Annotated in this window: 28 protein-coding genes and 1 tRNA gene; 26 read left to right on the top strand and 3 right to left on the bottom strand. The window is 49.7% G+C overall.

The genetic code is table 11. The features are described from left to right. Positions 1–3 precede the first annotated feature (3 nt). From AYK67_RS05335 to AYK67_RS05400, 14 genes are all read left to right on the top strand, one after another. Positions 4–813: a purine-nucleoside phosphorylase gene (locus AYK67_RS05335; protein WP_068083386.1), complete on the top strand. Its 810-nt coding sequence runs from the start codon at positions 4–6 to the stop codon at positions 811–813. 13 nt (positions 814–826) lie between these two features. After that, complete coding sequence (gene deoC, locus AYK67_RS05340; protein WP_068083389.1) at positions 827–1,606, top strand: deoxyribose-phosphate aldolase; 780 nt, start codon at positions 827–829, stop codon at positions 1,604–1,606. Continuing rightward, the gene (deoA, locus tag AYK67_RS05345; protein ID WP_068083392.1) at positions 1,606–2,925 is read left to right on the top strand and encodes a thymidine phosphorylase; all 1,320 of its coding nucleotides are present in this window, start codon (positions 1,606–1,608) and stop codon (positions 2,923–2,925) included. Before deoC ends, deoA begins: the two co-directional genes overlap by 1 nt. A 106-nt stretch (positions 2,926–3,031) precedes the next feature. Further along, the gene (locus AYK67_RS05350; protein ID WP_068083395.1) at positions 3,032–4,252 is read left to right on the top strand and encodes a phosphopentomutase; all 1,221 of its coding nucleotides are present in this window, start codon (positions 3,032–3,034) and stop codon (positions 4,250–4,252) included. 148 nt (positions 4,253–4,400) lie between these two features. Continuing rightward, on the top strand, positions 4,401–5,411 hold the full coding sequence (locus tag AYK67_RS05355) for an adenosine deaminase (protein ID WP_068083397.1): 1,011 nt from the start codon (positions 4,401–4,403) through the stop codon (positions 5,409–5,411). Between the two features lie 135 nt (positions 5,412–5,546). After that, positions 5,547–6,788, top strand: coding sequence for a DUF1688 family protein (locus tag AYK67_RS05360; RefSeq protein ID WP_068083400.1), 1,242 nt, complete (start codon positions 5,547–5,549; stop codon positions 6,786–6,788). A 182-nt stretch (positions 6,789–6,970) separates the two neighbouring features. Then, on the top strand, positions 6,971–7,597 hold the full coding sequence (gene upp / locus AYK67_RS05365) for a uracil phosphoribosyltransferase (RefSeq protein WP_068083402.1): 627 nt from the start codon (positions 6,971–6,973) through the stop codon (positions 7,595–7,597). A gap of 217 nt (positions 7,598–7,814) precedes the next feature. Next, on the top strand, positions 7,815–8,714 hold the full coding sequence (locus tag AYK67_RS05370; RefSeq protein WP_068083405.1) for a ribokinase: 900 nt from the start codon (positions 7,815–7,817) through the stop codon (positions 8,712–8,714). A 27-nt stretch (positions 8,715–8,741) separates the two neighbouring features. Further along, positions 8,742–9,248, top strand: coding sequence for a retropepsin-like aspartic protease family protein (locus AYK67_RS05375; protein WP_068083407.1), 507 nt, complete (start codon positions 8,742–8,744; stop codon positions 9,246–9,248). A 141-nt stretch (positions 9,249–9,389) separates the two neighbouring features. Continuing rightward, positions 9,390–10,427 (top strand): histone deacetylase family protein, encoded by a 1,038-nt coding sequence (locus AYK67_RS05380; RefSeq protein WP_068083410.1) that lies wholly within the window; start codon positions 9,390–9,392, stop codon positions 10,425–10,427. 120 nt (positions 10,428–10,547) lie between these two features. Continuing rightward, positions 10,548–11,039 carry a DUF805 domain-containing protein gene (locus AYK67_RS05385; RefSeq protein WP_068083413.1) on the top strand — a complete coding sequence of 164 codons (492 nt, stop codon included), beginning with the start codon at positions 10,548–10,550 and terminating at the stop codon, positions 11,037–11,039. Further along, positions 11,036–12,205, top strand: a complete 1,170-nt coding sequence (gene dapE, locus AYK67_RS05390) for a succinyl-diaminopimelate desuccinylase (protein ID WP_068083415.1) — start codon at positions 11,036–11,038, stop codon at positions 12,203–12,205. Before AYK67_RS05385 ends, dapE begins: the two co-directional genes overlap by 4 nt. A 99-nt stretch (positions 12,206–12,304) precedes the next feature. Further along, the gene (locus tag AYK67_RS05395; protein ID WP_068083418.1) at positions 12,305–12,910 is read left to right on the top strand and encodes a hypothetical protein; all 606 of its coding nucleotides are present in this window, start codon (positions 12,305–12,307) and stop codon (positions 12,908–12,910) included. Positions 12,911–13,128: 218 nt separating this feature from the next. Then, on the top strand, positions 13,129–13,965 hold the full coding sequence (locus AYK67_RS05400) for a DUF2189 domain-containing protein (RefSeq protein WP_068083772.1): 837 nt from the start codon (positions 13,129–13,131) through the stop codon (positions 13,963–13,965). Between the two features lie 220 nt (positions 13,966–14,185). Here the strand turns inward: AYK67_RS05400 and AYK67_RS05405 are convergent. Next, a tRNA-Ser gene (locus AYK67_RS05405) sits at positions 14,186–14,275 on the bottom strand. 285 nt (positions 14,276–14,560) lie between these two features. After that, entirely contained in the window at positions 14,561–16,573 is a 2,013-nt protein-coding gene (locus AYK67_RS05410) for a methyl-accepting chemotaxis protein (RefSeq protein ID WP_068083421.1), read from the bottom strand. A 430-nt stretch (positions 16,574–17,003) separates the two neighbouring features. Here AYK67_RS05410 and rplU point away from each other — a divergent pair, with 430 nt between their 5' ends. The 12 genes from rplU (at position 17,004) to rlmH (ending at position 25,805) form a co-directional block, all read left to right on the top strand. After that, entirely contained in the window at positions 17,004–17,567 is a 564-nt protein-coding gene (rplU, locus tag AYK67_RS05420) for a 50S ribosomal protein L21 (protein WP_068083427.1), read from the top strand. 42 nt (positions 17,568–17,609) lie between these two features. Continuing rightward, the gene (gene rpmA, locus AYK67_RS05425; protein ID WP_068083430.1) at positions 17,610–17,879 is read left to right on the top strand and encodes a 50S ribosomal protein L27; all 270 of its coding nucleotides are present in this window, start codon (positions 17,610–17,612) and stop codon (positions 17,877–17,879) included. Between the two features lie 131 nt (positions 17,880–18,010). Further along, positions 18,011–18,652 carry a GNAT family N-acetyltransferase gene (locus AYK67_RS05430; RefSeq protein ID WP_068083433.1) on the top strand — a complete coding sequence of 214 codons (642 nt, stop codon included), beginning with the start codon at positions 18,011–18,013 and terminating at the stop codon, positions 18,650–18,652. Beyond that, the gene (locus tag AYK67_RS05435; RefSeq protein ID WP_082735656.1) at positions 18,618–19,205 is read left to right on the top strand and encodes a GNAT family N-acetyltransferase; all 588 of its coding nucleotides are present in this window, start codon (positions 18,618–18,620) and stop codon (positions 19,203–19,205) included. The genes AYK67_RS05430 and AYK67_RS05435 overlap by 35 nt, the downstream gene beginning before the upstream one ends. Beyond that, positions 19,183–19,740, top strand: a complete 558-nt coding sequence (locus tag AYK67_RS05440; protein WP_068083439.1) for a GNAT family N-acetyltransferase — start codon at positions 19,183–19,185, stop codon at positions 19,738–19,740. The genes AYK67_RS05435 and AYK67_RS05440 overlap by 23 nt, the downstream gene beginning before the upstream one ends. Positions 19,741–19,766: 26 nt before the next feature. Continuing rightward, the gene (locus AYK67_RS05445) at positions 19,767–20,318 is read left to right on the top strand and encodes a GNAT family N-acetyltransferase (RefSeq protein ID WP_068083442.1); all 552 of its coding nucleotides are present in this window, start codon (positions 19,767–19,769) and stop codon (positions 20,316–20,318) included. Between the two features lie 121 nt (positions 20,319–20,439). Further along, on the top strand, positions 20,440–21,486 hold the full coding sequence (gene obgE, locus AYK67_RS05450; RefSeq protein ID WP_068083445.1) for a GTPase ObgE: 1,047 nt from the start codon (positions 20,440–20,442) through the stop codon (positions 21,484–21,486). After that, a complete protein-coding gene (proB, locus tag AYK67_RS05455; protein WP_068083448.1) occupies positions 21,486–22,616 on the top strand; it encodes a glutamate 5-kinase in 1,131 nt (376 codons plus the stop codon). Before obgE ends, proB begins: the two co-directional genes overlap by 1 nt. Positions 22,617–22,664: 48 nt before the next feature. Then, positions 22,665–23,906, top strand: coding sequence for a glutamate-5-semialdehyde dehydrogenase (locus tag AYK67_RS05460; protein WP_068083775.1), 1,242 nt, complete (start codon positions 22,665–22,667; stop codon positions 23,904–23,906). Positions 23,907–23,915: 9 nt separating this feature from the next. Continuing rightward, positions 23,916–24,605, top strand: coding sequence for a nicotinate-nucleotide adenylyltransferase (locus AYK67_RS05465; protein WP_244266883.1), 690 nt, complete (start codon positions 23,916–23,918; stop codon positions 24,603–24,605). A 151-nt stretch (positions 24,606–24,756) separates the two neighbouring features. Then, complete coding sequence (rsfS, locus tag AYK67_RS05470; RefSeq protein ID WP_082735670.1) at positions 24,757–25,170, top strand: ribosome silencing factor; 414 nt, start codon at positions 24,757–24,759, stop codon at positions 25,168–25,170. A gap of 152 nt (positions 25,171–25,322) precedes the next feature. Beyond that, entirely contained in the window at positions 25,323–25,805 is a 483-nt protein-coding gene (gene rlmH / locus AYK67_RS05475; RefSeq protein WP_068083453.1) for a 23S rRNA (pseudouridine(1915)-N(3))-methyltransferase RlmH, read from the top strand. Positions 25,806–25,869: 64 nt separating this feature from the next. Here the strand turns inward: rlmH and AYK67_RS05480 are convergent, their stop codons facing one another. Beyond that, positions 25,870–26,319: a glyoxalase superfamily protein gene (locus tag AYK67_RS05480; RefSeq protein WP_068083456.1), complete on the bottom strand. Its 450-nt coding sequence runs from the start codon at positions 26,317–26,319 to the stop codon at positions 25,870–25,872. Between the last annotated feature and the right edge of the window lie 302 nt (positions 26,320–26,621).

Here is a 26,621-nt window from a genome sequence, read left to right on the forward strand (position 1 = left end):
GTCATGAATAAACAAGCACATGAGAGCGCGGCGATTGTAGCAAAAACCCGCCCTGCAGCATATAAAGTCGGTATTATTCTTGGTTCTGGTCTCGGCTCTTTGGCAACCGAAGTGGAAGATTGCAAGCGCATTGCGTACAGCGAACTTTCCGGCTTTCCAGTGTCTTCGGTTACCGCGCATGCCAGCGAATTGGTTTTGGGACGTCTGGAAGGTGTTGAAGTTGCCATTCTCTCTGGCCGTGCGCACTATTATGAAAGCGGTAACTCTTCCATCATGCGCACCCCGCTGGAAACCTTGAAAGCTTTGGGCTGTGAAATCATCATTGCTACCAATGCCGCCGGTTCTCTGCGCGAACATATTGCACCCGGTTCTGCCATGCTGATTACCGATCATATTAACTGGTCGGGCTTAAACCCGCTCATCGGTGAAATGGATGAAAGCCGCTTTACCGATATGTCCCGCGCTTACGACCCCGAGCTGCAAGAGGCGATGCGCAAAGCTGCTAAAACTGCTGGCGTCGAGCTACCGGAAGGCGTTTACATGTGGTTCTCCGGCCCGTCATTTGAAACTCCAGCGGAAATCAGAATGGCGCAAACACTGGGCGCTGACGCTGTTGGTATGTCCACAGTTCCAGAAGTTATTCTGGCTCGTTTCTTGGGGCTGAAAGTGGCTGCATTCTCCACCATCACCAATATGGGGGCCGGCTTGCAAACACACGATCTCTCCCATGACGAGACCAAAGAAATTGCACCCAAAGGCGCAAGTAAAATTAAAGCTGTTTTGAAAGCATTTCTTAAAGACCTATCTGTTTGAACTGGATGTCATTATGACGAGTGAAGCGATGAAAGCGGTAGCCAAACGGACGTTGGGCCTGATTGACCTGACCAACCTCAATGACGATTGTACACCAAGCGATATTGAAAAACTGGTTGCCAGAGCTACTTGCGAGCACGGCTCGGTGGCCGCTATTTGTATTTACCCGCAATTTATCAAGCAAGCGGCCGAGCTTTTAAAAAGCAGTCCGGTGCGTATTGCCACAGTGGTCAACTTTCCGCAGGGCGGCGAGGATACGCTTGCTGTTGTCGAGCAAACCCGCCAAGCGGTGGCCGATGGTGCTGACGAGATTGACCTTGTGATGCCCTATAAGGCTTTTGCTGCGGGTCGCCGTGGTTTTGCCGAGGACCAGATCAAAAAAGTTCGCGATGCGATTCCCGCACCGGCACAATTGAAGGTCATTTTGGAAACCGGCGAGTTGAAAGACCCGCGCCTTATTCATTTGGCATCAGAAATCGCCATTGCCCAAGGTGCTGACTTTATCAAAACCTCAACCGGTAAGGTTGCTGTTAACGCCACACTGGACGCTGCGGAAATCATGCTCAATGTGCTGCGCGAAACTTCGGTCGAAAACCACCGTCAGGTTGGTTTTAAGCCTGCAGGTGGTATTCGCAGTCTTGATGATGCGAAAGCCTACCTTGATTTGGCCGACGAGCTTATGGGCCAGAACTGGGTGAGTGCAGCCACATTCCGTTTTGGTGCCAGCGGCCTGCTCGACGCTGTGATTTCCGGCATTGAAGGACATGAAGAAGAATCGAAGGAGGCTTACTAATGCTGCCTCAAGAGATTGTTCGTAAAAAACGCGATGGTGGCACGCTCACCAACGAAGAAATTGCTGCCTTTGTACAGGGCCTAAAAGACAACAGCTTTAGCGAGGGGCAGGTTTCTGCGCTGGCTATGGCCATTTTCTTCCAAGGCTTAACGCTTGAAGAGCGTATTTCTCTTACCTTAAGCATGCGCGATAGCGGCGAAGTATTGCAATGGCCGGATATCGAAGCGCCTATTTTGGACAAGCATTCAACCGGTGGTTTGGGGGATAACGTCTCTCTCATGCTGGCACCGGCCTTGGCGGCCAATGGTGCCGCTGTGCCGATGATTTCCGGCCGCGGCCTTGGTCATACCGGTGGTACACTCGATAAAATGGAATCGATCCCCGGTTATACAGCTAAGCCGGATAACGACGTTTTCCATAATGCTGTGAAAGATATTGGTTGCGCTATTATCGGCCAAACGGGCGATTTAGCGCCTGCCGATAAACGCTTTTACGGCATTCGCGATGTAACCGGAACAGTTGAGAGCCTAGACCTCATCACCGCCTCTATTTTGTCCAAAAAGCTGGCAGCAGGTTTGCAAACCCTTGTTTTGGATGTGAAATGGGGCTCAGGTGCCTTCATGCAAACTTATGAGCAAGGTAAAGCACTGGCTGAAAGCCTTGTCCGTGTGGCAAATGGAGCGGGCGTAAAAACCTCGGCACTTCTAACGGATATGAACCAGTCTCTGGCCTCTGCTGCCGGTAACGCTGTTGAAGTACAGAATGCCGTTGACTTTTTGAAAGGCACCCACATCGACAACCGTCTATGGGATGTGACTGTAGCCCAAGGTGGTGAAGCGCTGGCAAATGCGGGCCTAAGTGAGTCGGTCGAAGCGGGCTGCGAAGCCATGCGCCGCGCTTTCCAGTCTGGTAAAGCGGCGGAGCTGTTCGGTAAAATGGTTGCTCATCTGGGCGGCCCGACAGACTTTATGGAAAAAACCGAGCTTTATTTGGAAAAAGCACCGCTTGAAGTGCCTGTTTACGCACCAGAGCCGGGGCTTGTGACTAAAGTTAACGCCCGTGCCGTTGGTTTGGCTGTGGTTGAGCTAGGTGGTGGCCGTGTAAAACCAGAGGATGACGTTGACCCTGCCGTTGGCCTGACAAGTATCGCAGAGATTGGCTGCACAGTGGATAGTGATAACCCGATTGCGATAGTTCATGCCCGTACGCAAGAGCAAGTGGAACGGGCGCAAGCCGTGCTTCTTGATGCCTACAGCATCGGCAATGCAAGCGAGGTGGAAGAACACCCAATAATTGGTGAATGTATCGCTCCACTATAACTCTCTGCTTGAAAAAATCTCTAAATGAGATATTTTCCTTGTGGTGAATATTTTTGCAAGACGCTTTCGCTTGTCGTGGAAGCGCCTGCTACCTAAGGAAAATTACATGCCAAAAGCAATAATATGTGTGCTCGACAGCTTTGGGATTGGAGCATCTGCCGATGCTGAAGTGTTTGGCGATACCGGCTCCGATACGCTGGGCCATATTGCCAAGGCATGTGCTGAAGGTCAGGCAAACAAAGAAGGTGTTCGCAGTGGTCCTTTATCTTTGCCGAATATGGACCGTTTGGGTTTAGGCGCGGCTGCGCGTGCTTCCACCGGTAAGCAGGTCCCAGGTTTAGATTTTAAGGGCGAGCCGGAAGCGCTGTGGGGCTATGCCAAAGAAATTTCCAAAGGTAAAGATACCCCTTCCGGCCATTGGGAAATCGCTGGTGTTCCTGTGTTGTTTGACTGGGGTTACTTCTCTGAGCTTGAAAATAGTTTTCCGCAAGAGCTGCTCGATCAAATCTATGCTGCCAATGATTTTGACGATGCATTATGCCTCGCGCATGGTTCGGGCACAGAGGTGATCGCCAAATTCGGCGAGGAACATGTAAAAACTGGCAAGCCGATTTTTTATACCTCCGCCGATAGCGTATTCCAGATTGCCGCGCACGAAGAAGCTTTTGGTCTTGATAGACTCTTAAAGCTATGTGAGTTCGTACGTGAAATCATAGAGCCCTATAACATTGGCCGTGTTATTGCCCGCCCGTTTATCGGTAATGCCGAACAAGGGTTTGAACGTACTGCAAACCGCCGTGATTACTCAGTATTACCACCGGCGCCCACCGTTCTGGACCATTTGAAAGACGCGGACCGTCAAGTTATTGCAGTTGGGAAAATCTCCGATATCTATGCCCATCAAGGGATAACCAAGCTTTTCAAAGGCGCAGGAAATGACCAGCTCTTTGATAGGGCACTCGAAGCGGTTGATTTAGCAAAAGAGGGCGATTTGGTATTCGCCAATTTTGTTGACTTCGACATGCTTTATGGTCATCGCCGCGATGTGGTTGGCTATGCGGCAGCGTTAGAGCACTTTGATCGCCGTCTGCCAGAACTCATGGACAAGATGAACGAGGGTGATCTGTTGTTGCTCACCGCTGATCATGGGTGCGACCCCACATGGCAAGGTACTGACCATACGCGTGAACATGTACCGGTTTTGACCTATGTTAAAGGCAAGCCGGGCCGTAACATTGGTGAGCGCGAAACCTTTGCCGATATGGGCGCGTCAATCGCGGCCTTTTTGAACGTCAAACAAAGCGAGCACGGCAGCAGCTACCTTTAAACTGCTGCAAGCGCATGCAACACGAACTTTAAAGGCTGCGTTTGCAGCCTTTCCCATATATGCCAAGGGCATACTGATTGAAGAATAACGGTAATGGGGCATCTGCGGATACTTTGCTGTATCATTTGCTCCAAAAGGCTTGATAAAAATGATAGAAAATCCCGGTTTAATACCTCGTGCTGAATTACATTGCCATATTGAAGGGGCCGCAACACCCGATTTGGTGCGTGTACAAGCGGAAAAGTATAATGAGGATGTTTCACGCCTGTTTGATGATAATGGCGATTACAATTGGCATGACTTTAGCACGTTTTTATCGCAATATGATGTGGCTGCAGGCTTGTTTCGTAGTGCCGAAGACTATGCTTTACTCTCTGAAACCTATTTTCGCATGCTGGCCGCCGAAGGAGCGATTTACGGTGAGGTATTTGTTTCGCCCGATCATGCCAAACTGGCTGGTTTAAGTTATGCCACCTATCTGGACGCTTTGGGTGAAGGCATCATGCGTGCCCGTCAGGCAAATGGTATCGAAGGGCGCATGATTGCCACCGGTGTGCGCCATTTTGGTGAAAAGTCTGTTGAAATGGCAGCTCAGGAAGCCGTTAACACGCCGCATCCGCTTATGACCGGTTTTGGTATCGCGGGCGATGAACGGCAGGGCCACCCGGCCAACTTCGCCAAAGCATTCCAGATCGCTAAAGAAGCAGGTTTGGGCCTCACCGCCCACGCTGGCGAGTTTGGTGGCCCGGAAAGCGTGCGCGGGGCGCTGGATTTCTTCGGCGTCAGCCGTATCGGCCATGGTGTGCGAGCTATAGAAGATGCAGACTTGGTCCGCCGTCTGGTGGATGAAGAAATCACGCTCGAGGTTTGCCCACACTCTAACGTCTCGCTCGGCGTTTACGAAAACCTGCGTTTCCATCCTATTAATCGCCTGCGCCAAGCCGGTGTTAAAGTGACTTTAAGTTCGGATGATCCCCCCTTCTTCCACACAACACTGGGTAAAGAATATGTTCAGATGACGGAAGTTTTCGGTTGGGATCAGTTGGTACTTGCAGAAATGACAGCAAATTCTATTGCTGCGGCTTTTTGCGATGATACCACCAAAGCCAAACTGCAAGAGCAGTTGGATACTGCGCTAGCTGCATTACCGCAACAATAAATAAAACTGAAGATAGCCGGTTGAGCGTGAGCGCTCCGCTGGCTTTCAGGCTTAAGCTGTGTAACAAGAGCTTGGTTGTGGCTGGATAGATCAATACTAAGCCACATTGCTAATTCATAACTGAATGAGACCCGCATGACCCCATCGAACGGCAACTCCGCAGCTCTTTATCTTCTCACTCCAGCGGCCGTTCGTGCGCAATCACAAAAACTGTTCGAGCTGGCATGTCAAAACACTTTAAGCCATAGCCGCTTGGAAAAGGAAAAACTGGCCCCGCTAGCTGATAAGCTAATACAGCTAATGCAGGAAAAGGCGCAGGACGGTGCTATTGGCCCGCTCACATGTTGGCGTGACTTCGAGTGCGGCGCACTGGATCGATGGGGCCTGATTGCTGGCGGACGTGGTTTTGAAGCGCCTGAAGAAATGGCTTATGCTGCTATAGACTTGGCGGTTGTAACCTCTCTTTTTGCTACAGAACCTAACCAGCACTGGCAATATGATGCTCCTCTCAGTGGTGAAACTTTGCAAGGGCGTGAGGCAATGGCAAATGCGGTTTTGAATATGTTCACTTCCGGGGCGTTTTCGGCGAAGGCAGAAGACCCGCTACGTGTGGATGCAGAAATTCTTATGGCGCTGCAAGACGAGGAAGTAACACAATCTTTACAGCTGACATCAAGAAATGCTCTTGAGGGTTTTAAAGAGCGAACCCGGCGCTTGCGTGCGCTTGGTGAAGCCCTAGCCATGCGCGGCGATTTATTCGAGCAAGGCGGCGATATTCGCCCGGGCTTTTTGTTTCACCACCTGCAAGAGATTGCACAGGAAGCGCCGCTAACGGCTGCCAAATTACTGGACTTGCTACAAGAGGGCATCAGCCCGGTTTGGAAAAATGCCCCGACGATGGATGGCGTTAATCTGGGGGATACCGCCAAACATAGTATGTTGGGCAAGGAAGGCGACCCCGCGCAATTGGTTCCCTTACACTGCCAGATGCAGTGGATGACAAACAGCATAATTGAAGCTTTAATGTGGATTGGTTTTGAGGTCCAGAACTGGAATACACTCACAGCCTGTACCAACCTGAGGTGCGTTGAAACCTTTTTGCAGGCCGGAGTTCTAACCCAGTCTTTGAACGACTGTGAAGCAACGCCACTGGCTTTTGATGATGAGTCCCTTGTGGAGCTGCGGGCACTGTCAATTATCTTAGTGGAAGAGCTTGCCGTTATCATTTGCCAAAAATTAGAGCTAACGCGCGAGCAACTGCCCTTACCTTGTATTGCCAGTGTTCTTGAATGGTATCACCAGTGGCAAAATGCCTCGCAAAATACAAAACTTAAGGGCAAGACGATTAACTTGCGCTATGATAACCCAGTCTACTAGGCGTAAGAACTGGACAGCTCCATAATAAATTGTCAAAGGTGTGCTGAATAGGAACACTTTATACCTTGCGTGTTACACGTAATAACGCGTTCAACGTAAGTACACCGCTTACTAAACTACGAATTGAAAACGTCGTAAGTGCCAAAGGCGCAGCTTACAGGGTCACAAAAAAGAGGAAGATCATGCCCGCAACAGTTATCGACCATCCACTTGTTCAGCACAAACTGACCCATATGCGCATGAAGGAAACCCCAACGCAGGACTTTCGCCGCTTGTTGCGCGAAATCTCGCACCTTCTTTGCTACGAAGTCACACGCAATCTGGAGCTGACAACAACACGCATTGAAACGCCGCTTATGGAAACCGAGTCACCGGTACTGGCAGGCAAGAAGTTGGTTTTTGCTTCAATTCTACGCGCTGGTAACGGCCTGCTTGAAGGCATGTTAGAGCTGGTACCTTCTGCACGTGTGGCACATATTGGCCTTTATCGCGACCCCAAGACGCTTGAGGCCGTTGAATACTACTTTAAAGCCCCGGCTCAAATGGATGAACGGCTGACAATTGTTGTTGACCCAATGCTTGCAACAGCCAACTCGGCCATTGCTGCTGTTGAGCGCTTGAAAAAACGCGGTGCCAATCGCATGGTCTTTGTTTGCCTGCTGGCAGCTCCTGAGGGTGTTGAGCGCTTTTCCAAGGCACATCCGGATGTGCCAATTTTCACCGCTTCTATTGATGATGGTTTAAACGAAAAGAGTTATATTCTGCCCGGCCTTGGTGATGCGGGCGACCGGATGTACGGCACCAAATAACTGGCAGACAGCATAATACAGTTTTATAACCCCTGTGGCCGAAGCCATGGGGGTTTTTGTTTGCAAATCGGGAATAGTCGTTGCAACCTGAGGTAATCTAGGCGAATTTGTCTTAGTAAAGTATTTCACATTGAAGCCGCGTCTTGTCAGCCCCTGGCTGTATTTCCAAAGGTGCCGTGTTGTACCCACCGAAACTACGCAGAACAACAGGTGTATTATGATAGTTGTTTTCGGATCGATAAACCTTGATCTTGTTGTGCGCGTAGATAAGTTGCCAAGAGCGGGCGAGACAGTATCAGGCCCAGACCTACAGCATTTTGCGGGTGGTAAAGGTGCAAACCAGGCTTTGGCAGCCAGAAGGGCAGGTGCAAAGGTGAAGCTGGTTGGCGCTGTAGGGACAGATGCTTTTGCCAAACCGGCGCTGGCTAATCTCGAGACGGCAGGAGTAGACATAGCCAATGTTGCAACGGTTCGCGGTGCAACAGGCACTGCCATGATTGGTGTTGATCAACATGGTGAAAATCAGATTATCGTTGCCAGTGGTGCCAATCAGGCAGTGCGATCAAGCCAGCTCAAAGGACAATTGCAAGCAGGCGATACATTGTTGCTACAACTTGAGTTGCCAATGGAAACCATTCACCGGGCACTATCCTTAGCCCATAAGGCGGAAATGCGCACCATTATGAATATTGCGCCGTTCAAAAGTGAATGCCTTGCATCTATGCTGCCACTTGTCGATATTATTGTTGCCAATGAGAGTGAAGCCGCCGCCCTTGCGCAAACACTAGGCTATGAAAAGCCTTTGGAAGAGCTGGTCCATGAACTTTTTACCAAGGGGATACAACTTGTTGTCACCTTGGGTGAAAAGGGATGTATAGCAATGGTTGAAAATGAGCTGCTGCGTGTGCCTTCTCCGCACATTAACCCAATAGACACCACCGGCGCGGGTGATAGTTTTGTAGGTGGGCTTGCCGCCGCACTGGATGCCGGGGCGACTTTTGAGCAAGCGCTGCGCCAGGCGAGTGCGGCAGGTGCTTTGGCTTGTACCAAGCAGGGTGCCCAAACCAGCGCACCCGATCAACAAGAAATTTTGTGTTTGGCCTCGCAGCTCACGTAATGGGCCTGTACCCCAAGGAAAATAACCTTGCGTTTTTATTTATTTATCGCCCTTTTTCTAGTTGCATTAGCTGCTGTTATCCCTGACCTGCTACAGCGCACGTTGAGTGTGCTACAAGCTCAAAACCAAGATCAAACAGCCATAAGTAAAAGCAATGCCTATGGAATACGTTTAAAGGAAAACAGCCAAAACCAGTACGTTGTGCCGGTGCGAATAAATAGTTATCGAACACAGGCATTGATTGACACGGGTGCCAATACCACCGCTATACCTGCAACCATTGCCCGTAAAGCAGGTATTAGATTATCGCACCACATGTTTACATCACAAGCAACAACCGCTGGCGGGCAGGTTAAAACAGCACAAGTGCGATTGAGAAAGCTTGAAGTTGGCCATTTATCTATTCAAGGCGCGGATGCAATTGTTATCGAGGAAGGCAAGCTGAAAACCGTTCTCTTAGGCATGACTGCATTGAAAAGATTAGGCAAGCTGACCATTGAAGATGGTGAGCTGATTTTGAAGGGTAATGACTGAAGCCTCTCGCGGCTTAATAGAGACATTAACAACGGTCTTACCAGTGTAATTAGCATAGATACGATTTTAAGCAGCAATTGATAGGAATGGTTTTCACGGCAAGTAATGGATAACAAATAGCTTGCGCGTGAGGGGGGAAGTATGAAGACATTTTTTTCGCAAAAACAGCTTATGCATAACCCGCAGCACGAGATTTCGGATGGCTACTTACGTCCGGCAAATGAGGTGCCGCAGCGCGCAAAGATGATCGTGAACCAGCTGATCAAGCAGAACTTTGGGGAGGTGCTGGAGCCTGATTGCTTCTCGATTAATCGCCTTCAAAGAATTCATAGTGACGAGTATCTACAGTTTTTAGAGGGCTTTTGGCAACACTGGCTCGATGAAGGCCGTAGAGAAGAAGAGGCTTTTCCCTTTGTTTGGCCGCGCCCGGATTTACGCACGGACCGTGTACCGCAGCACTTGGATGGAAAACTCGGGTTCTATTCGTTCGATGCCGGTACACCAATAATGCAACACACATGGGAAGCGGCGCGTAAGAGCGCTGATACCGCTTTATCGGCGGCCCGCTGCCTGTCTATGGGGGAAACCGCAGCTTTTGCCCTTTGCCGTCCACCAGGCCACCATGCCCATGAAGCGATGTTCGGCGGCTATTGTTTTTTGAATAACGCCGCGGTTGCTGCGCAGTATCTACATGATCAAGGTGCTAGCCGTGTAAGTATTTTGGACATTGATTACCACCATGGAAATGGAACCCAATCAATTTTCTATGCGCGGAAAGATGTGCAGTTCGTCTCGCTTCATGCGGACCCGGAGCAAGAGTTTCCTTATTTTTTGGGTTATCAGGATGAAACCGGTGAAGGGGCCGGATTGGGCTACAACCATAATTTCCCGTTGCCACTGGGCACCGGCTGGGAGCAATGGCAACGTACCTTGCAACAGGCATTAAAGATAATTCAAATATTTTCTCCAGACGCCCTCGTGGTTTCGGTGGGTGTTGATACGTTTGAAATCGACCCCATTTCCCAGTTCAAACTGCAAACACAGCACTTTCGCCCAATAGGTGCCCAACTGGCCCAACTTAAAAAGCCAACACTTTTTTGCATGGAAGGCGGTTATGCGGTGGAGGAGATAGGCATAAATCTACTAGAGTTATTACAGGGCTTTGTTGAAAATCGCTGACAGTGCAATTGCAATTACCGTTATTTATACCAAATATGAGAGCACTCATAAAGTTTGCCAAACACATCAAGTGTGCTAGATGCTTGCCATTGATTTTAATAGGTGCGGAATTACAATACCATGAACCAACAGTACTCGAACCAGCCAGAACCTATAAAGAATAGGGGGAATACCGTTGGTGTTTTGTGGGTATTTTTCAACCCGCGCGGCCGCCTGTCCAGACTGGCCTACTGGCTTGGCTTTATTCTCATGATGCTGATTATGTTGCTCGCTTTTTATAATGCGACAAAATTTTTCATCAATGATATTCCCATAACAGGCGATATCAGTATCGATTTGAATGAGTTTATATTCTCAAATCCTATGCTGCCAATTCTGTTGATTGCCAGTAAGTGGTCTGAGCTCGCGTTGGTTATGAAACGCTTGCAAGATGCCGACTACTCGGGGTTTTGGGGCCTATTGGTTATGGTACCCTATTTAAACTTTATCGTTTGTATTGTTGTAGGTTTTCTCCCCCCCACAAAAGGGCCGAACATCTTTGGCCGCACTTCCAATAGCCGCCCGCCTGCAAAAAATAACCATAACTTCCACAGAACAAGAAGGTACCAATGACCACAGAACTATCGGCTGCTGTCAAAATTTGTCAGGATTTAATTCGCTGCCCCTCGGTTACCCCCGCTGAGGCCGGTTCGCTAACCACACTTGCTGGTTACCTCGAAAAAGCAGGTTTTACAGTTGAGCGGCCCGTTTTTTGCGAGCAAGGAACCGCAGATGTAGAGAACCTGTTTGCCACAATAGGCTCAGGTAAGCCGCACTTTGTTTTCGCAGGCCACACAGATGTTGTGCCAGCAGGTGATGAAGCCGCTTGGACCCACCCCCCGTTTTCGGGGGAAATTGTTGACGGCATGATTCATGGTCGCGGCACAGCAGACATGAAAGGTGGCGTGGCAGCATTTACGGCTGCGGCATTGGATTATCTTGCGCAAAACCCACAGTTTGCAGGCACAATATCGTTCCTAATAACTGGCGATGAAGAAGGCCCTGCCATCAATGGCACAGTGAAATTGCTGGAATGGGCCAAAGAGCGCGGCATTGAATTTGATGCATGTATTGTTGGCGAGCCAACCAACCCAGAGCAACTCGGAGATGCCATTAAGGTGGGGCGCCGTGGCTCGCTTTCCGGTCATATCGTCGTTGAAGGGGTGCAAGGTCATGTTGCCTACCAGCACTTGGCGCAAAACCCGATCCCTGCCATGCTCAATCTGCTGAGCGCTTTGAATGCCAAGCAATTCGATCAGGGTAACGAGCGTTTCCAGCCCTCGAATCTGGAAATCACCAGCGTAGATACGGGTAATAGCGCAACCAATATTATCCCTGCCAAGTGCGAGGCCCGCTTTAATATTCGCTTTAACGATAAGTGGTCGGTTGAGAGCTTGCAAAGTGAAATCAAAGAGGTTTTGCGTGCAGCGGCTACTGATGGTGTAAACTGGTCAATTAACTTCAAGCCAGACCATTCCGATAGCTTTTTAACCCATGATGCCGAGCTGATTTCAGCGCTTTCTGCTGCAATTCAAGCTGTATCAGGAAAAACTGCGGAGCTCTCCACAGGAGGGGGCACATCTGACGCCCGCTTTATAAAGAACTATTGCCCTGTGGTGGAGTTTGGTCTGGTTGGCAAAACAATGCACAAGGTAGACGAGCAAGTTGCAACCGCAGACTTGGATAATCTTGCAAAAATTTACCTCAAATTTCTCGAAAGTTATTTCGCAGCACCTTGAAGCCAATAAAATCTTAAGTAATAGTGCCGTTTATAGGCAGCACTATTACTTCATGGTTCGCTATCACCCCAATAACGCTAACAGGTTCATAATAAAAGAATGCAACTGCCATCACTGCGTGAAGCACAACTTGCAATAATAGGCTCGTGGCGAATTTTTCTCGGAAAGCCAGGCGCTTTGGCTTTTTTCGACCTTAGCTTAAAGGGGTTTTGGCGCTCGTTTGCAGCCATAATTATGGTTGCGCCATTGTATTACATTAGCTTGCAAAGCGGCATTAAAATGCTTTCCGACCCCAATCTGGCTGGTAGCTCCACTCAGATAACAGCAGATTTCAGCAGCTTTTATGCACTGCAAACGCTGGTTCTGGTTCTGGATTGGATCGCCTATCCGCTTGTATTGGCTTTACTTGCAGGCTCGTTAAATATTCAAAAAGCCTATTTTGCTTATATCGCAACCTATAACTGGTCGACACTTCTACTGTTATTACCACATGCTGCTCTGAGCCTACTTTATCTCTTGGGCCTATTGCCAGCAATGGTGCTGATTATGCTTAGTCTGCCAATAGTGGGGTGGAGCCTATATTTTCGTTATATATTGACCCGCTACGTGACAGGCATAGCCATTGGTCCGGCTTTAGGGCTGGTTGCGCTTGGCTTCTTGCTTTCATTATTTATTGATGCCGGTATCGATAAACTCTTGAGCTGATGCCTGACCTATTCATTTTATGACAATTACTGGTCATTAAATTATCATATTGGTATATCACAATACCAATGACCTATAAATCTATGAAAGTTTCTAGTGGTCAATTAAGTATTTTCCCGTCACTGTGTAAGTACAGAACATGGGAGTCGCTTATGGGAGAGAATAACGCTTCGGTTTCATCATCAATACCACTAAAACAAGACAAAAAAGCATCTGATATGGGCGCGGAAACGAAACTTGCCGCCCCTCGTGTGCACGCAATAAAACTTTCAGACATCATAAATGCGCTTGAAGCAGGACTTCGAGACTTTAGAGCAGCTCCTGCTTATGGGCTGTTTTTTGGTCTGGTTTTTGCAGTGGGTGGCAACATTGTCATTCTATGTGCGTTTATGGCCGACATGAGTTACTTAAGTTACCCGCTTGCAGCCGGCTTTTGGATGATAGGCCCGTTTGTTGCCGTAGGACTCTATGAGGTTTCCAGGCGGCTGGAAAAAAACGAGCCGCTGACCTGGTCCGGGGTTCTTGGGGTTATCTGGCGTCAACACCGACGCGAGCTTGCCTGGATGGCATTTGTTGTCCTGTTTATCTTGTTGATGTGGATGTTTGAAATTCGTCTGCTTATTGCCCTTTTCTTGGGCTTTAAAGGCGTTTCCACAATGCACGAATTTGTTGAAGTGGTGCTCACCACCCGTGAAGGCATCATGTTCTTACTGGTTGGCCACTTGGTTGGTGCGGCCTTCTCAATCGTACTCTTTTCTATTTCAGTAGTGTCGTTCCCACTGCTTTTGGAAAAGGATTATGACTTTGTCACGGCTATGATAACCAGTGTGAAAGTGGTTGTTGCCAGTCCGCTGCCAATGCTGCTCTGGGGCGCGTCGATTACAGTCGAGCTGCTGGTTTCCATGCTACCGGCCTTTTTAGGGTTGTTGTTCACGCTACCAGTGCTGGGCCATGCCACTTGGCACCTTTACCGTGCAGCAATATCGTTTGAAGAAGACGAGGAACTACCTAACAAAATGGAACAGGAAGAAAACCAGCAAACAAAGACTAATTGATAAGCTTGGATCATTAAACTAGCAGCGCTAACTCTTGCGAGGATATTAGAAATCTCGCAAGAGTAATTGTTATTTGTAAGAATTATTATGGCCGAATAAATTTACTTATTTTACAAGATACTGATAATCAAAAGCATCCGCCTTTTAAGGCCGAGCTAGTATTTCCCGAATAAGAGTTTACCACTAATTAAATCACAAGCTAAATGATAGTAGTTATTAATGGCGGAGAGTGAGGGATTCGAACCCTCGGAACGCTTGCGCGCTCAACGGTTTTCGAGACCGCCCCGTTCGACCACTCCGGCAACTCTCCACTTATTTGACATAGTACCCGCTCTGCTAACAAGCGCTATGGTCCTGCGCCCTTTTAGTTAGCCATCAAAGCGCGGCCAAACTATGCCCGAAAGCAAGTAAACTCAAGACCCGAAGACAAATGTGCCTTGAGTTTACACAGATGTTGCAATTTATCACCTGCCTTATGCGGTTAACTACCTAAAACAACAGCCTATTTGGCTTGGCAATAATAAATCTACACTCTTTGCTAAAGCGTACCGGTAAAAAGACAATGCTTTGCACCGATACACTATTGCCACCTTATTTATACAGCTTCCACATTGCCAATGAAGCTCTCAATTTCCTTGGTCAGCGTATTGGCATTTTTAAGGAGCACGCCTGCTTGCGTATCCAGTTCTTTTGCAACAGAAGATGTTGCTGTTATAGATTGGCTTACACCTTGCATTTCCTCTTCGCCCGTACGGGACTGATCGGAAGCCTCGGTAACCGAGCGGGTAATTTCGCTAACAGTGATGGATTGCTGCTCAACAGCCGCAGCAACAGCGGATGAACTGGTGGCTAAGCTGTCCATCATATCACGTACATGCTCAATGGATGAAACCGCATCACCTGAAGCTTGCTGAATTTCACTTACCTGTCCTGAAATTTCCTCGGTTGCTTTGGCTGTCTGGTTGGCCAGCTCTTTCACCTCGGAAGCCACAACTGCAAAGCCCTTACCCATTTCACCCGCACGCGCGGCCTCAATAGTCGCATTTAGTGCCAGCAGATTGGTTTGATCGGCAATATCTTTAATCAAGCTAACAACTTCGCTGATACGCAGCGCGGTTTGTGAAAGTGTTTCAACCGTAGTTGCAGTGGTACGGGTTTGTTCACGTACTTTTGTCGCTACATCGTTAGAATTAGAAGCCTCACGTGCGACCTCGCGAATGGAGTTGGACAACTCTTCACTCGCCGCGGCAACAGAAGAAACGCTGCTTGATGCTTGAGCAACAGATGTGCCAGCATTACCCGTCTTGGCAACAATTTCGTTAACGGAGCTGGTAAGGCTGCTTGATGCACTGTTCAAAGCACTGATAGACTCATCAAAACCTGTAAGCGCTGAGTTCGAGCTGTCCTCGAAGTGCTTCACCATAGCCCGCATTTGCTGCTCGCGTTTTTTACGGCGCTGGTTGGTTTCTTCTCGCTCATCATTCAGCCATTGGCGTTCTTGCACGCTGGCTTTAAACACCTCCAGCGTTTGTGCCATTTTTGCATACTCGTCACGCCCTTTTGTGCCTTCGATTTCAAAGCTTGTATCTTCATTGGCCAAACGTTGCATAGCCGATTGAAGACGGCGCATGGGCACAGCAATTGACCAGCTAATAAACCCAGATGCCAGCAATAAGACTAGCGAGGTTATGATGCCCATAACTTTGAAAAGATTGATATAAAAGGAACGTTCAGCGTCAAAGTCTGCAAAGGCTTTAGCTTTACTTTTATTTGCACTCTTTGCGAGGTTACGCACAAGCGGGATAACTGTTCCAAGCTCAACTTTTGCAATTCTTAATTGCTGATGAGTATCAGCTCGTAGTTTGTCGCTTAAAGCCACAGTATCCTTGTAGTTTTGCCACAGCTTTTGCACTTTTTGAATTGCCGCTTTAGTTTTGTCACTCGCATCCAGCGCCCTATCAAATTTAGCAACGAGCTTATCATATTTTTTGCGGTCTTTTTCGAATCCCTCAACCAAAACACTCCATCTTAAACGCTCTATCGCGCCAATGGTGAATGCCAGTTTGGAAAGGTCCTGATCCATTGGATCCTGTTTTCGCGCATTTTTTATGGCTTCTTGTAGGGCAACACCAGCAAGACGCACTTCGAGAAGCACCCCTTCTGTTGGGCCATAACCACGCTTTAAAGTTGCCTCCAGCACAACAGAAAATGAATCTTTATATGATAAAATATGACTTTTGACTTTTTCCAGAAGTTTAATATTTGCTTCTTCTGTCACAATTTTTCTAGTATTTTCTAGATACCTTAGCGTTCTTCCTGTAGTAACTTGCGCTTGCTGAAGCGCATAGGGTGTTGGTTTAGCAACAAACTCACTACTAATCGCCCTTAACCGATCCACAGATGTTGTGAGGGCCGTCGCCGCCTCGGATATCTTCTCATACTTCGATGCCTCAGTGCGCAACGCCACGGTTTTCAATTGCAGCAAGTAAAGCATTCCAACCGATAAAGCTAATATTATGACCGGAATCACCCCTAGGAGAAGAACCCTAGTTACTATAGAGTATAGCCATGGCTGCTTAGTCAATTCTTGAGCTTCAATATCGCTCATAACTTGAACTCCCCCTGCTATTTTTATAGGCTAACGACAATCAGTCTATTAAAATCAATCATCGTTTATTATTTTGGTAATTTAAAAAGCATTTTTCAAAAAAAAACAATTGCAAAACTATTTTATACAACTTTAGACTAGCTCAAACACTTTTCTTCCTGCTCATCATTTCATGCAGGTGAATAAATTTCACCCATAACCTCACCATCGAATAATTCACCCCCATAAAATCTAACATGCAATTTGGAATAGGAATTGACTTCACTTAGCATTTGCGTATATTGCGCGGGCTCTATAGTGCGGGATTGAAAAGATTCCGCCGATTTGCGCTGCTCGAGGCTGTCGATTCTCACGGGATTTCCAAAAGAATGGCAACAAGATCACATTATGTGACGCCGAAGAGTGCGCCTCAAGAATAAGGACGTGAACAATGTTCGCAGTCATCAAAACAGGTGGCAAGCAGTACACTGTTGCTGCTAACGATCTGCTGAAGATCGAAAAAATCTCTGCTGAAGCAGGCGAAACCGTCGTTTTTGACGAGGTTCTGGTTGTTGGTTCCGAAGGTGAAACCACCATTGGTGCACCAACTGTTGAAGGCGCTTCTGTCGCTGCAGAAGTTGTTGAGCAAGGTCGTGATCGCAAGATCATCATCTTCAAAAAGCGTCGTCGTCAGAACTCACGCCGCCGCAACGGCCACCGTCAGGCTTTCACCACTGTTAAAATCTCCGAGATTTTGACTGGTGGCGCAAAAGCAGCTAAAAAGGCAGCAGCACCAAAAGCTGCAGCAGCTCCTGCAGGCGCTGATGACCTGAAGAAGCTGAACGGCCTGGGCCCTGCTATCGAGAAGAAACTGATCGCTGCTGGCTTGACCACTTACGCTCAGATTGCTGCTCTTAGCGCTGAAGATATCGCCCGCATCGAAGAAGAAAACGGCTTGAAAGGCCGCTTCGAACGCGACAACTGGGTTGAACAAGCTAAGGAACTCTCTGCTTAATTCGCAGTAGTTTTCGCTTAAGAGAAAAAACGAGGTTTCGTTATGGCTCATAAAAAAGCTGGCGGTTCATCCCGCAACGGTCGCGATACCGCGGGCCGCCGTCTAGGTATCAAAAAATTTGGTGGTGAAGTTGTTGTTGCTGGCAACATCATTGCACGTCAGCGTGGCACAAAGTGGCACCCTGGTAACGGCGTAGGTATGGGCAAAGACCACACCATTTTTGCGACTGTAGATGGCAACGTGTCATTTGCAACCAAACGCAATGGCCGAACTTATATTAACGTGATGCCAGTGGCGGAAGCCGCAGAGTAAAGCCGACGTGAACATACCAAACCGTCGGCGTCTCATCGACCCGGCGGGATGGAAGATCCGGCTAGATCACAAAGATCAAGGGAAGATGGGATGCCATCTTCCCTTTTTCATTTTGTGCCGGAGTTTTTAAAATGGTTATCGAATACGAGGAAATCCCAGAGGAAAGCAGTTGCAGTGCGGACGGGTTGCCGCAGGACACCGCGCGTTTACGCCTTGATGCGGCGCGCAAGGATGATTTGGCCGACATCCTTTATTTGGCCAACAACCGCAAGATTGCCGAAGCGCTTTCCAATATGCCGCACCCTTTCTTGCTTGAAGACGCTAAGGCTATTGTGAAACGCTCGCAAAACCCGATGGCCCATCAAAGCGTTTTCGCCGCTCGTATGAAAAACACAGGCCGGTTTATTGGTGCTGTCGGCTTTGCTCCCTCCATAGATGAGCCCGGCATGGTACAACTTGGCTACTGGCTCGGCGAGCCGTTTTGGGGGCAAGGTTATGCCACCGAAGCCGCCCAGAGCGCCGTTGACTTTGCTTTCATGCATTGCGAGCACGAAGAAATTCTCGCCACCTGCCGCTTAACCAACCCGGCCTCCAAGCGTGTTTTGGAAAAAACCGGTTTCCAGCAAATCGGTCAGGCATTGGGTCATTCCAGTGCGCTGAAAAGCCATGTGGCTGTGGAACGCTTTATTTTGAAGAAAAGCACTTGGAAAGCATTGCGGCGCTGGGGGGCGCGAGACGATGGAAAACTGGTTATTAGCCAATACGCAAGTTAGTTTAAGACCTATAGTTCGGACTGATTTTGACGCATTCTGGCAGCTTGGCAGTTGCAATTACAACGTGGTGCGCTGGCTAACCGGCGCACCTTGGCCGCCACAACGTGAAAATGTCGAGGCTTTCTTCGCGCAGATCTCCCCTGCCCCTTACCCGCAAGCGCCTATGCGCCGTGCCATAGTGGTTGATGGTGCCTTTGCCGGCACCATTGAGCTTGCACTTCCCGGTGATCTGGAGGATTACCCGCATCTGCCGACAATTGGCTATTGGCTGGGTGAGCCGTTCTGGGGCAAAGGCTTCGCTAGCCGCGCTGTGCGTTTAATACTGCAGCAGGCGTTTGCAATTGAGGGTGTAGGCACAGTTGCTGCGCGTGCATTTCAAGAGAACGCCGGTTCGCTTAACGTCCTATCTAAGGCTGGATTTAAGATAGTTGGGGCTTGCAAACGCTACAGTAAAGCCCGCGGAGAAACCGTGGCTTGCCATGTTTTGATAGTTACTCATGACGATTTTTTAAAACAGTTGGATCTTAAAGATGCAAACCATTTTGAACGTTAGACTTGAAACATCCCGCCTGCAATTACGCCCTGCTGAAGAGCGGGATATTGCCTGCTTCCATCAATATTTATCTGACTACGCTGTCTCCAGCATGCTTGCGGGTGTTCCGCACCCGTACACGCTGGAAGATGCACGAAACGGCTACTTTGCCTCGCTGGAAGAACGTAAAAATGGCGACGTGCTACGCTGGGTGATTGACAATGGCTCGGGCATGATTGGCTCTATAGGGGCTAGAAAATTACAAAGCCCCAATGCGCTGCTTGGATATTGGCTCGGTCCACCATTTCAGGGTCTTGGTTATATGCGCGAGGCACTGGCCCGCGTGCTTGCCTATTTGTTTAATGAGCGCGGCATGGCTAACGCTTCAGCCCATGTTTTTGAAGGTAATGAGCGCTCTGCCAATGTGCTATTGCAGGCTGGCTTTAGCTTCACAGCCACCTGCACCAGTCATAGCCTTGCCAGAAGCGATGAAAATGTCCCTGACAGAATTTTCACGCTCACACGCGACACATATAAAAGCGCTTTATTACAATAGCTTATTATCTATTTGGAGTTTTATAAATGTTTCCGATTATTAAGACAAAACGCTTGATTTTACGCCCATATGAGCAGAAGGATGTTCAGCGCTCCCTTGAATACTTGAGGGACTATGACATCTCGAAGATGCTCATTCCGGTCCCCTACCCTTACAGTCTTGATGATGCGCGCTGGTGGATAGATTTTAATCTCAGCAGCGATCCGAGCGAGGTGCGCAACTGGGTGATTGACGATGGCAGCGGTCTTATTGGCACTGTTGGCGCGCGCAATTTGAAGGGTAAAACCTCCATTGGCTATTGGGTTGGCAAACCGCATTGGGGCCAAGGCATTATGAGCGAGGCAAGCCGTGCCGTAGTCGCTCACCTATTTGTCGAGATGGAACTACCCATGCTGTATGCCGGAGCGTTTGAGGAGAACCCGACCTCGCAGCATTTGCTGGGTAAACTCGGTTTTAAAGAGGTTGGGCGGGAGTTTGCCCTAAGTGCTGCACGCGGGGATGAGCAAATACCGCATATTCTTTATGAGCTGCCACGCGAGGTGTTTTTGTCAGAAGTGCTTGACAGCACCGCCCGCTAGCTTTTTAACAGCCTGCAAGTATATAGTCTTGCAGGCTAACCCACGGTCTTTGCCTTCATGCCCGAAAACAGGCATCTGCTCAGTTGGCAGCCAGACCAGAACAGACGAACAAGAGATAAAAATGAAGTTCCTCGATCAGGCAAAGATCTTTGTAAAATCCGGTGATGGCGGCGCAGGCTGCGTTAGCTTCCGCCGTGAGAAGTATGTGGCTGAAGGTGGCCCTGATGGCGGTGATGGTGGCCGTGGTGGCGATGTTTGGGTTGAGTGCGTCAACGGTTTGAATACCTTGATCGATTACCGCTATGCCCAGCACTTTAAAGCAAAAATCGGTACCCACGGCATGGGCCGCAACCGGACCGGCGCAAAAGGCGACGATGTGGTTTTGCGTGTTCCCAAAGGCACCGAAATTTTGGAGGAAGATAACGAAACCGTTATTGCCGATTTGACAGATGAAGGTCAGCGCCTGCTTTTGATGCGCGGCGGTAATGGCGGTTTTGGTAATGCCCACTTTAAAACACCCACCAATCAGGCACCGCGCCATGCGAACCCCGGTCAGGACGGTGAAGAGAAGTGGATTTGGTTGCGGCTGAAGCTGATTGCGGATTCGGGCCTTGTGGGCCTGCCGAATGCGGGTAAATCCACATTCCTTTCTGCTGTTTCTGCAGCCAAGCCGAAAATTGCCGATTACCCATTCACCACCATTCACCCCAATTTGGGTGTTTGTGAAATTGACGGACGCGGTTTTGTACTGGCCGATATCCCCGGCCTGATTGAGGGCGCGCACGAGGGCACCGGTTTGGGTGACCGCTTTTTGGGCCATGTGGAGCGCTGCCGCGTGCTCTTGCATCTTGTGGATGGCTCGGGTCTTGAAGACCCAGCCGATGCGTATCGCACGGTCCGCGCCGAGCTGGAAGCCTATGGCAACGGCCTTGCGGATAAGCCCGAGATTGTGTGCCTTTCCAAGGCCGATGCGTTGGCCCCAGAGCTGCGTGAAGAGCGCTTCGCCGCACTGGAAGCTGCTTGCGGACAAAAGCCGCTGATCATATCCTCTGCCAGCGGTGAGAATATCGACACCGCGCAGCGCATGGTTATTCGCGCAATCGACAAGGATAAAGAAGAGGAAGCCAATAGCGTTCCTTCTTCGCAAGAGGATACATGGCGGCCATAATGTCTCGTAGACCTAGTGATTATCAACGCATCTGCGTTAAAATCGGCTCGGCCCTGCTGGTGGACGAAAACGGTTTGCGCCGCGAGTGGCTGCAATCACTCTGCGATGATTTAAAAATGCTCACCGATGCGGGCAAGGAGGTCATTGTGGTGTCCTCCGGCTCCATTGCGCTGGGTCGGCGTGTGCTGGGCTTGCCCAAAGGCTTGTTAAAGCTGGAGCAAGCACAGGCCGCAGCCGCTGTAGGGCAAATTGCGCTGGCTCAGGCGTACTCTGAAATTTTGCGGGAGCGGGATTTGAGCGCCGGTCAGATTTTGCTGACCTTGCAAGACACGGAAGAGCGGCGGCGCTATCTCAATGCCCGCGAAACCATTGGCACCTTGTTGAAACTGAAAGCAGTGCCGATTATTAACGAAAACGACAGTGTGGCCACCAACGAAATCCGTTATGGCGACAATGACCGGCTAGGTGCGCGGGTTGCGACCATGGCCAGCGCCGACTTGCTGGTGCTGCTTTCCGATATTGACGGGCTGTATACCGCCCCGCCACAGCAAAACCCCGATGCGGTTTTCTTGCCGGAAGTGCCACAAATTACGCCCAAGATCGAAGCAATGGCAGGTTCTGCCGGATCGGCCATGGCCTCGGGCGGCATGAAAACCAAGATTGACGCCGGTAAAATCGCACAGGCAGCGGGTACCACCATGGCCATTTGCTCGGGCAAGGTCATGAACCCGCTACAGGCACTGGAAAATGGTACCCGTAGCACTTGGTTCCCTGCACAAGATTCGCCAACGAAAGCTCGCAAACGCTGGATTAGTGGTCACTTGAAACCAACCGGCGTGGTACACCTTGATAACGGCGCTCTAAAAGCCGTCCGTGCTGGCAAAAGCCTGCTGCCTGCGGGAATTACAGCCACTGAAGGGGCGTTCCGGCGTGGTGATGCCGTTCAACTGCAAGACACGCAAGGAAATGATGTGGGCCGCGGCCTGATTACCTACGACTTTGGCGAGGCCGCCCTTTTGATAGGTCGCAACTCTACCGAAATTGAGGCTATTCTAGGCCACCCAGGGCGGGCAGAAATGATCCACCGTGATGATTTGGTTTTAACACCGGATTGCAGCAGCGATTCCTAGTGTAAAAAAACAGGATTTATTGACGTGACACAAGATATTACCAGCCTGATGAACGAGATGGGCGTGCGGGCACGTCGTGCGGCCAAGGCACTGGCTTTGGCAACGAGCGCACAAAAGAACGCTGCCCTGAACGCCATGGCAAGTGCATTGCGTGCTCAAACTGAGACCATTCTGGCTGCCAACAGCGAAGATATTGCCGCCATGAAGGCAGGAGGCCAAAGCGAAGCCTATCTGGATCGCGGTACCTTAACGGCGGAGCGGGTTGAAGATATTGCCAAGGCCTTGGAAAGCATTGCCAAACTGAACGACCCTGTAGGCAGTGAAATTGCCAGCTGGCAACGGCCTAATGGCCTGCAAATTGCCCGCGTGCGCACACCATTGGGCGTAATTGGCGTTATTTACGAAAGCCGTCCTAATGTGACCGCCGATGCAGGCGCACTCTGCCTGAAAGCAGGTAATGCTGTGGTGCTGCGCGGGGGCTCTGATACTATTCGCTCCAATATGGCAATTCATGCGGCACTGCAAAGTGGTTTGGAAGCGGCAAACCTGCCAAAAGACGCCATACAGTTTGTGCCGGTCACCGACCGTGCAGCCGTAGGTGAAATGCTGAAAGGTCTTGGTGGCAATCTGGATGTGATCGTACCACGTGGCGGCAAAAGCCTTGTGGCACGGGTGCAAGACGAGGCCCGCGTACCTGTTTTTGCCCACCTTGAGGGGCTGGTGCACCTGTTTGTTGACCGTGCCGCCGATTTGGACAAAGCGCTTGATATTGTGGTCAATTCCAAAATGCGCCGCACCGGTATTTGTGGCTCACTGGAAACCCTGCTGGTTGACAGTGCAGTAGCCTCTAGCCACTTACCCGCAATTGTGGCTGCCCTGCAAGAAAAGGGCTGCGAAATTCGCGGTGATGCGCAAGTGGCAGAGCTTTGCACCAATATTGTACCCGTAACCCAAGAAGACTGGTCTACCGAATATCTGGACAAAATCCTTGCGGTGAAGGTTGTGGACGGTCTCGACGCCGCGATTGCCCATATCGATCGCTACAGCTCCTGCCATACCGATTGTATTATCAGCGAAGACCAGCAGGCGGCCGACAAGTTCCTGGCTGAAGTGGACAGTGCCATTGTTTTGCACAATGCCTCGACCCAGTTTGCCGATGGCGGCGAGTTTGGCATGGGCGCAGAAATCGGTATTGCCACTGGCCGTATGCATGCGCGTGGTCCTGTGGGCGTGGAGCAGCTCACCAGCTTCAAGTATCAGGTAAAAGGTACGGGTCAAACCCGCCCTTGAGTAAGCTAAATGATCGAAATGGATAAATCTGGCGTGGACAATCAACGGCAGCGTAATAACGACAATGCCCAGAATACGTCTAGGCCAGATTTTTATAGAATACCGGCAGCGGCAGCAGGCAACCGCATTGGGCTTTATGGCGGCTCGTTTAACCCGCCACATGAAGGACATTTGCAAGTAGCACTCACCGCTATGCGCCGCTTACAGCTGGACCAATTGTGGTGGTTGGTCACACCTGGCAACCCGTTAAAGGACCATAGCGCCCTAAATGGGTTAGATGCCAGATTAACGGCCACAGCACAAATGGTACGCCACCCGCGTATGCGCATTTGTGCAATCGAAGCCACTCTTGGCTCTTGCTATACGGCAGACACACTGCGCAAGCTGAAGTTGATCCGTCCACACTTGCATTTTACTTGGATTATGGGGGCGGATAACCTAGAGAGTTTCCACCGCTGGCAAAACTGGCGCGAAATTGTCGAAACCGTGCCCATTGCGGTCATCAACCGGCCTGGTGCCACGTTATCGCCGTTGTTTTCCCCTATGGCTATTACTTATGCGAAGGCAAAAGCGCGTGAGCGTAATGCATCGCAAATTGCCTGTTCACCCGCTCCTTGCTGGGTGTTTTTACATTGTCCACTGAACCCGATGTCATCGAGTTTTATTAGAGACAATGTGGCAACACAAACCAAAAGCTAGAGTGCTCCTAACATATGTGACTTGAAAAAACACTCTTGTTAGGGCTATCGTGCTTGACGGAAGCCTAGAAACGGTGCATGTGAATGGGTTCCAATCGAAGGCGAATAGCCTAGTTAACCATCAAACCATGGCGAGGGCTCTTAAGCTGACCATGACAAATGACTTTGAAGGGACCGAAAGTATCGCTCCTCTTCACGCACAAGGCGCATCAGCAGATGCCAAAGTGCTTCAAGCAATCCTGAACAGCCTGGAAGATTCCAAGGCCGAGGATATCGTTTCACTTGATCTTGCGGGTAAAACTTCGCTGACCGACTACATGGTGGTGGCCTCTGGCCGTTCACATCGTCATGTGGGCGCTGTTGCCGACCATTTGCTGCAAGACCTTAAAAAAGCTGGTTACGGTAGTGCCCGGGTTGAAGGCATGCCAAACTGTGACTGGGTGCTGATCGATATCGGTGATGCCATCATCCACATTTTCCGCCCTGAAGTGCGCGAGTTTTATAATGTGGAGCGTATGTGGTCGACCGAAAACGACAGCGATAGCCCTGTACAATACATCAGCTAGTACGGTATTGGCCAAACCATAGTTTGCCACCGCGAAAACAGCCCTGTGGTAGGGCTTGCTATAGCTATGGCAAAGGTGCTGGCCAAGCTCCCCGGATGATCTGCAGCTTTCCTGTCGGATCCCATCTGGGGTGAAACCGCTCGGGTTAATTTATGAAAATTACCATTGCCTGTGTGGGCAAAATGAAAGCTGGCGCAGAAAAAGATCTGTGCGAGCGCTATTTGGACCGCGCCAAGAAAGCGGGCCGCGCTGTTGGTATTACCGCTGTAAATGTGATTGAGCTCACCGAAAGCAAAGCAGCGCGCACACAGGACCGCAAAGCCGAGGAAGCGGCTGCTCTCTTGAAAATAGTGCCTGCCGGCGCACAATTAATTGTGCTGGATGAACACGGCAAAGCGCTTGATTCTGTAAATTTCTCCCAAAAAGTTAGCAATGCTTGCGATATGGGGGCCAGCGACATGGTTTTGGCCATTGGCGGACCGGATGGTCATGGTGCTGAAGTGCTTGCACGCGCCGATATCAAACTCGCACTCGGTGCGATGACTTGGCCGCACCAGATTGTGCGCATTCTCTGTGCCGAGCAAATTTACCGCGCTATTACCATAATGACCGGGCACCCTTATCACCGGGTGTAGGGTTCTGATGCTGTTTTGCCAACCATGACAAGCAGTCCTTGCCATGGCCAACATCGCTAAGAAACTATCTCAGTAGACGCATGTGCGGCAAACCGTTGCCATGAACAGAGGTAGAAACGCCGTTTCGATCCAGCGTACAAGTGATGCGTTTGCGAAAGTTTGAAAAACTTTCAAACTCGACCACATCCACCGCCTCATCCAGTTCTACAGTGATTTGCATAAACTGATCTTGGCCAAGAGCTTTAACGGCAATCAACTTACCTTTAAACGACTGCCCCATGTACTCCCCCTGCACTTGCCGCCCCGCTTGCAGTGCCAGCTTGCCACTTTGCTTTTCACAAAGTGCAGAAGCGCTATTCCAGTCCTTATAACCGTTTTGGCGGGCCACAAGCTCGAGCGCTTGTGAATGGGATACAGGTTTTCCTTGCTCGCTTAATGCAAGTTTCAGGTTCTTGGCCTGTCGTTTCAGATTGGTAAGTGAAGCTGAAGGTTGTTGTGAGCTAACATTTGTCATCGTCATGCCTTTTGGGCATCGCACATCATGTCAGTTGCTCACATTACCGAACATGGCGATCCCTTAGGTGCATGTTGGACAGTACTTTATTCGGTATACCTTCACCAATATCGTGAGCGGCAGGTGGCATACAACCAGTCAGATAATGCTTAGAATTAGAAGTGCAGATTTGTCAAGTCTAATTAACCGCCAATTCCTGCATTTTATAGGCCTTTCTTTGTGACAAAGTTCGTGTGTAAATGAAACAAGGCCCTTTCCTTGCCGCATTTTCTCTATAATTTTTCAAAATCAGGAGTTGATGT

This window comes from Polycladidibacter stylochi (genome assembly GCF_001562055.1).
Lineage (GTDB): Bacteria > Pseudomonadota > Alphaproteobacteria > Rhizobiales > Stappiaceae > Pseudovibrio > Pseudovibrio stylochi.

What these genes read in the sequence shown, in the direction of transcription:
- AYK67_RS05465 (WP_244266883.1), top strand. Translation starts at nt 23,916, where the DNA reads ATGATCGAAATGGATAAATCTGGCGTGGACAATCAACGGCAGCGTAAT.
- AYK67_RS05350 (WP_068083395.1), top strand. Translation starts at nt 3,032, where the DNA reads ATGCCAAAAGCAATAATATGTGTGCTCGACAGCTTTGGGATTGGAGCA.
- AYK67_RS05380 (WP_068083410.1), top strand. Translation starts at nt 9,390, where the DNA reads ATGAAGACATTTTTTTCGCAAAAACAGCTTATGCATAACCCGCAGCAC.
- AYK67_RS05440 (WP_068083439.1), top strand. Translation starts at nt 19,183, where the DNA reads ATGCAAACCATTTTGAACGTTAGACTTGAAACATCCCGCCTGCAATTA.
- proB (WP_068083448.1), top strand. Translation starts at nt 21,486, where the DNA reads ATGTCTCGTAGACCTAGTGATTATCAACGCATCTGCGTTAAAATCGGC.
- AYK67_RS05410 (WP_068083421.1), bottom strand. Translation starts at nt 16,573, where the DNA reads ATGAGCGATATTGAAGCTCAAGAATTGACTAAGCAGCCATGGCTATAC.
- deoA (WP_068083392.1), top strand. Translation starts at nt 1,606, where the DNA reads ATGCTGCCTCAAGAGATTGTTCGTAAAAAACGCGATGGTGGCACGCTC.
- AYK67_RS05360 (WP_068083400.1), top strand. Translation starts at nt 5,547, where the DNA reads ATGACCCCATCGAACGGCAACTCCGCAGCTCTTTATCTTCTCACTCCA.
- rpmA (WP_068083430.1), top strand. Translation starts at nt 17,610, where the DNA reads ATGGCTCATAAAAAAGCTGGCGGTTCATCCCGCAACGGTCGCGATACC.
- AYK67_RS05400 (WP_068083772.1), top strand. Translation starts at nt 13,129, where the DNA reads ATGGGCGCGGAAACGAAACTTGCCGCCCCTCGTGTGCACGCAATAAAA.
- AYK67_RS05395 (WP_068083418.1), top strand. Translation starts at nt 12,305, where the DNA reads ATGCAACTGCCATCACTGCGTGAAGCACAACTTGCAATAATAGGCTCG.
- AYK67_RS05430 (WP_068083433.1), top strand. Translation starts at nt 18,011, where the DNA reads ATGGTTATCGAATACGAGGAAATCCCAGAGGAAAGCAGTTGCAGTGCG.
- rlmH (WP_068083453.1), top strand. Translation starts at nt 25,323, where the DNA reads ATGAAAATTACCATTGCCTGTGTGGGCAAAATGAAAGCTGGCGCAGAA.
- dapE (WP_068083415.1), top strand. Translation starts at nt 11,036, where the DNA reads ATGACCACAGAACTATCGGCTGCTGTCAAAATTTGTCAGGATTTAATT.
- rsfS (WP_082735670.1), top strand. Translation starts at nt 24,757, where the DNA reads ATGACAAATGACTTTGAAGGGACCGAAAGTATCGCTCCTCTTCACGCA.
- AYK67_RS05460 (WP_068083775.1), top strand. Translation starts at nt 22,665, where the DNA reads ATGAACGAGATGGGCGTGCGGGCACGTCGTGCGGCCAAGGCACTGGCT.
- AYK67_RS05480 (WP_068083456.1), bottom strand. Translation starts at nt 26,319, where the DNA reads ATGACAAATGTTAGCTCACAACAACCTTCAGCTTCACTTACCAATCTG.
- AYK67_RS05335 (WP_068083386.1), top strand. Translation starts at nt 4, where the DNA reads ATGAATAAACAAGCACATGAGAGCGCGGCGATTGTAGCAAAAACCCGC.
- AYK67_RS05370 (WP_068083405.1), top strand. Translation starts at nt 7,815, where the DNA reads ATGATAGTTGTTTTCGGATCGATAAACCTTGATCTTGTTGTGCGCGTA.
- AYK67_RS05355 (WP_068083397.1), top strand. Translation starts at nt 4,401, where the DNA reads ATGATAGAAAATCCCGGTTTAATACCTCGTGCTGAATTACATTGCCAT.
- deoC (WP_068083389.1), top strand. Translation starts at nt 827, where the DNA reads ATGACGAGTGAAGCGATGAAAGCGGTAGCCAAACGGACGTTGGGCCTG.
- AYK67_RS05385 (WP_068083413.1), top strand. Translation starts at nt 10,548, where the DNA reads ATGAACCAACAGTACTCGAACCAGCCAGAACCTATAAAGAATAGGGGG.
- AYK67_RS05435 (WP_082735656.1), top strand. Translation starts at nt 18,618, where the DNA reads ATGGAAAACTGGTTATTAGCCAATACGCAAGTTAGTTTAAGACCTATA.
- upp (WP_068083402.1), top strand. Translation starts at nt 6,971, where the DNA reads ATGCCCGCAACAGTTATCGACCATCCACTTGTTCAGCACAAACTGACC.
- rplU (WP_068083427.1), top strand. Translation starts at nt 17,004, where the DNA reads ATGTTCGCAGTCATCAAAACAGGTGGCAAGCAGTACACTGTTGCTGCT.
- AYK67_RS05445 (WP_068083442.1), top strand. Translation starts at nt 19,767, where the DNA reads ATGTTTCCGATTATTAAGACAAAACGCTTGATTTTACGCCCATATGAG.
- obgE (WP_068083445.1), top strand. Translation starts at nt 20,440, where the DNA reads ATGAAGTTCCTCGATCAGGCAAAGATCTTTGTAAAATCCGGTGATGGC.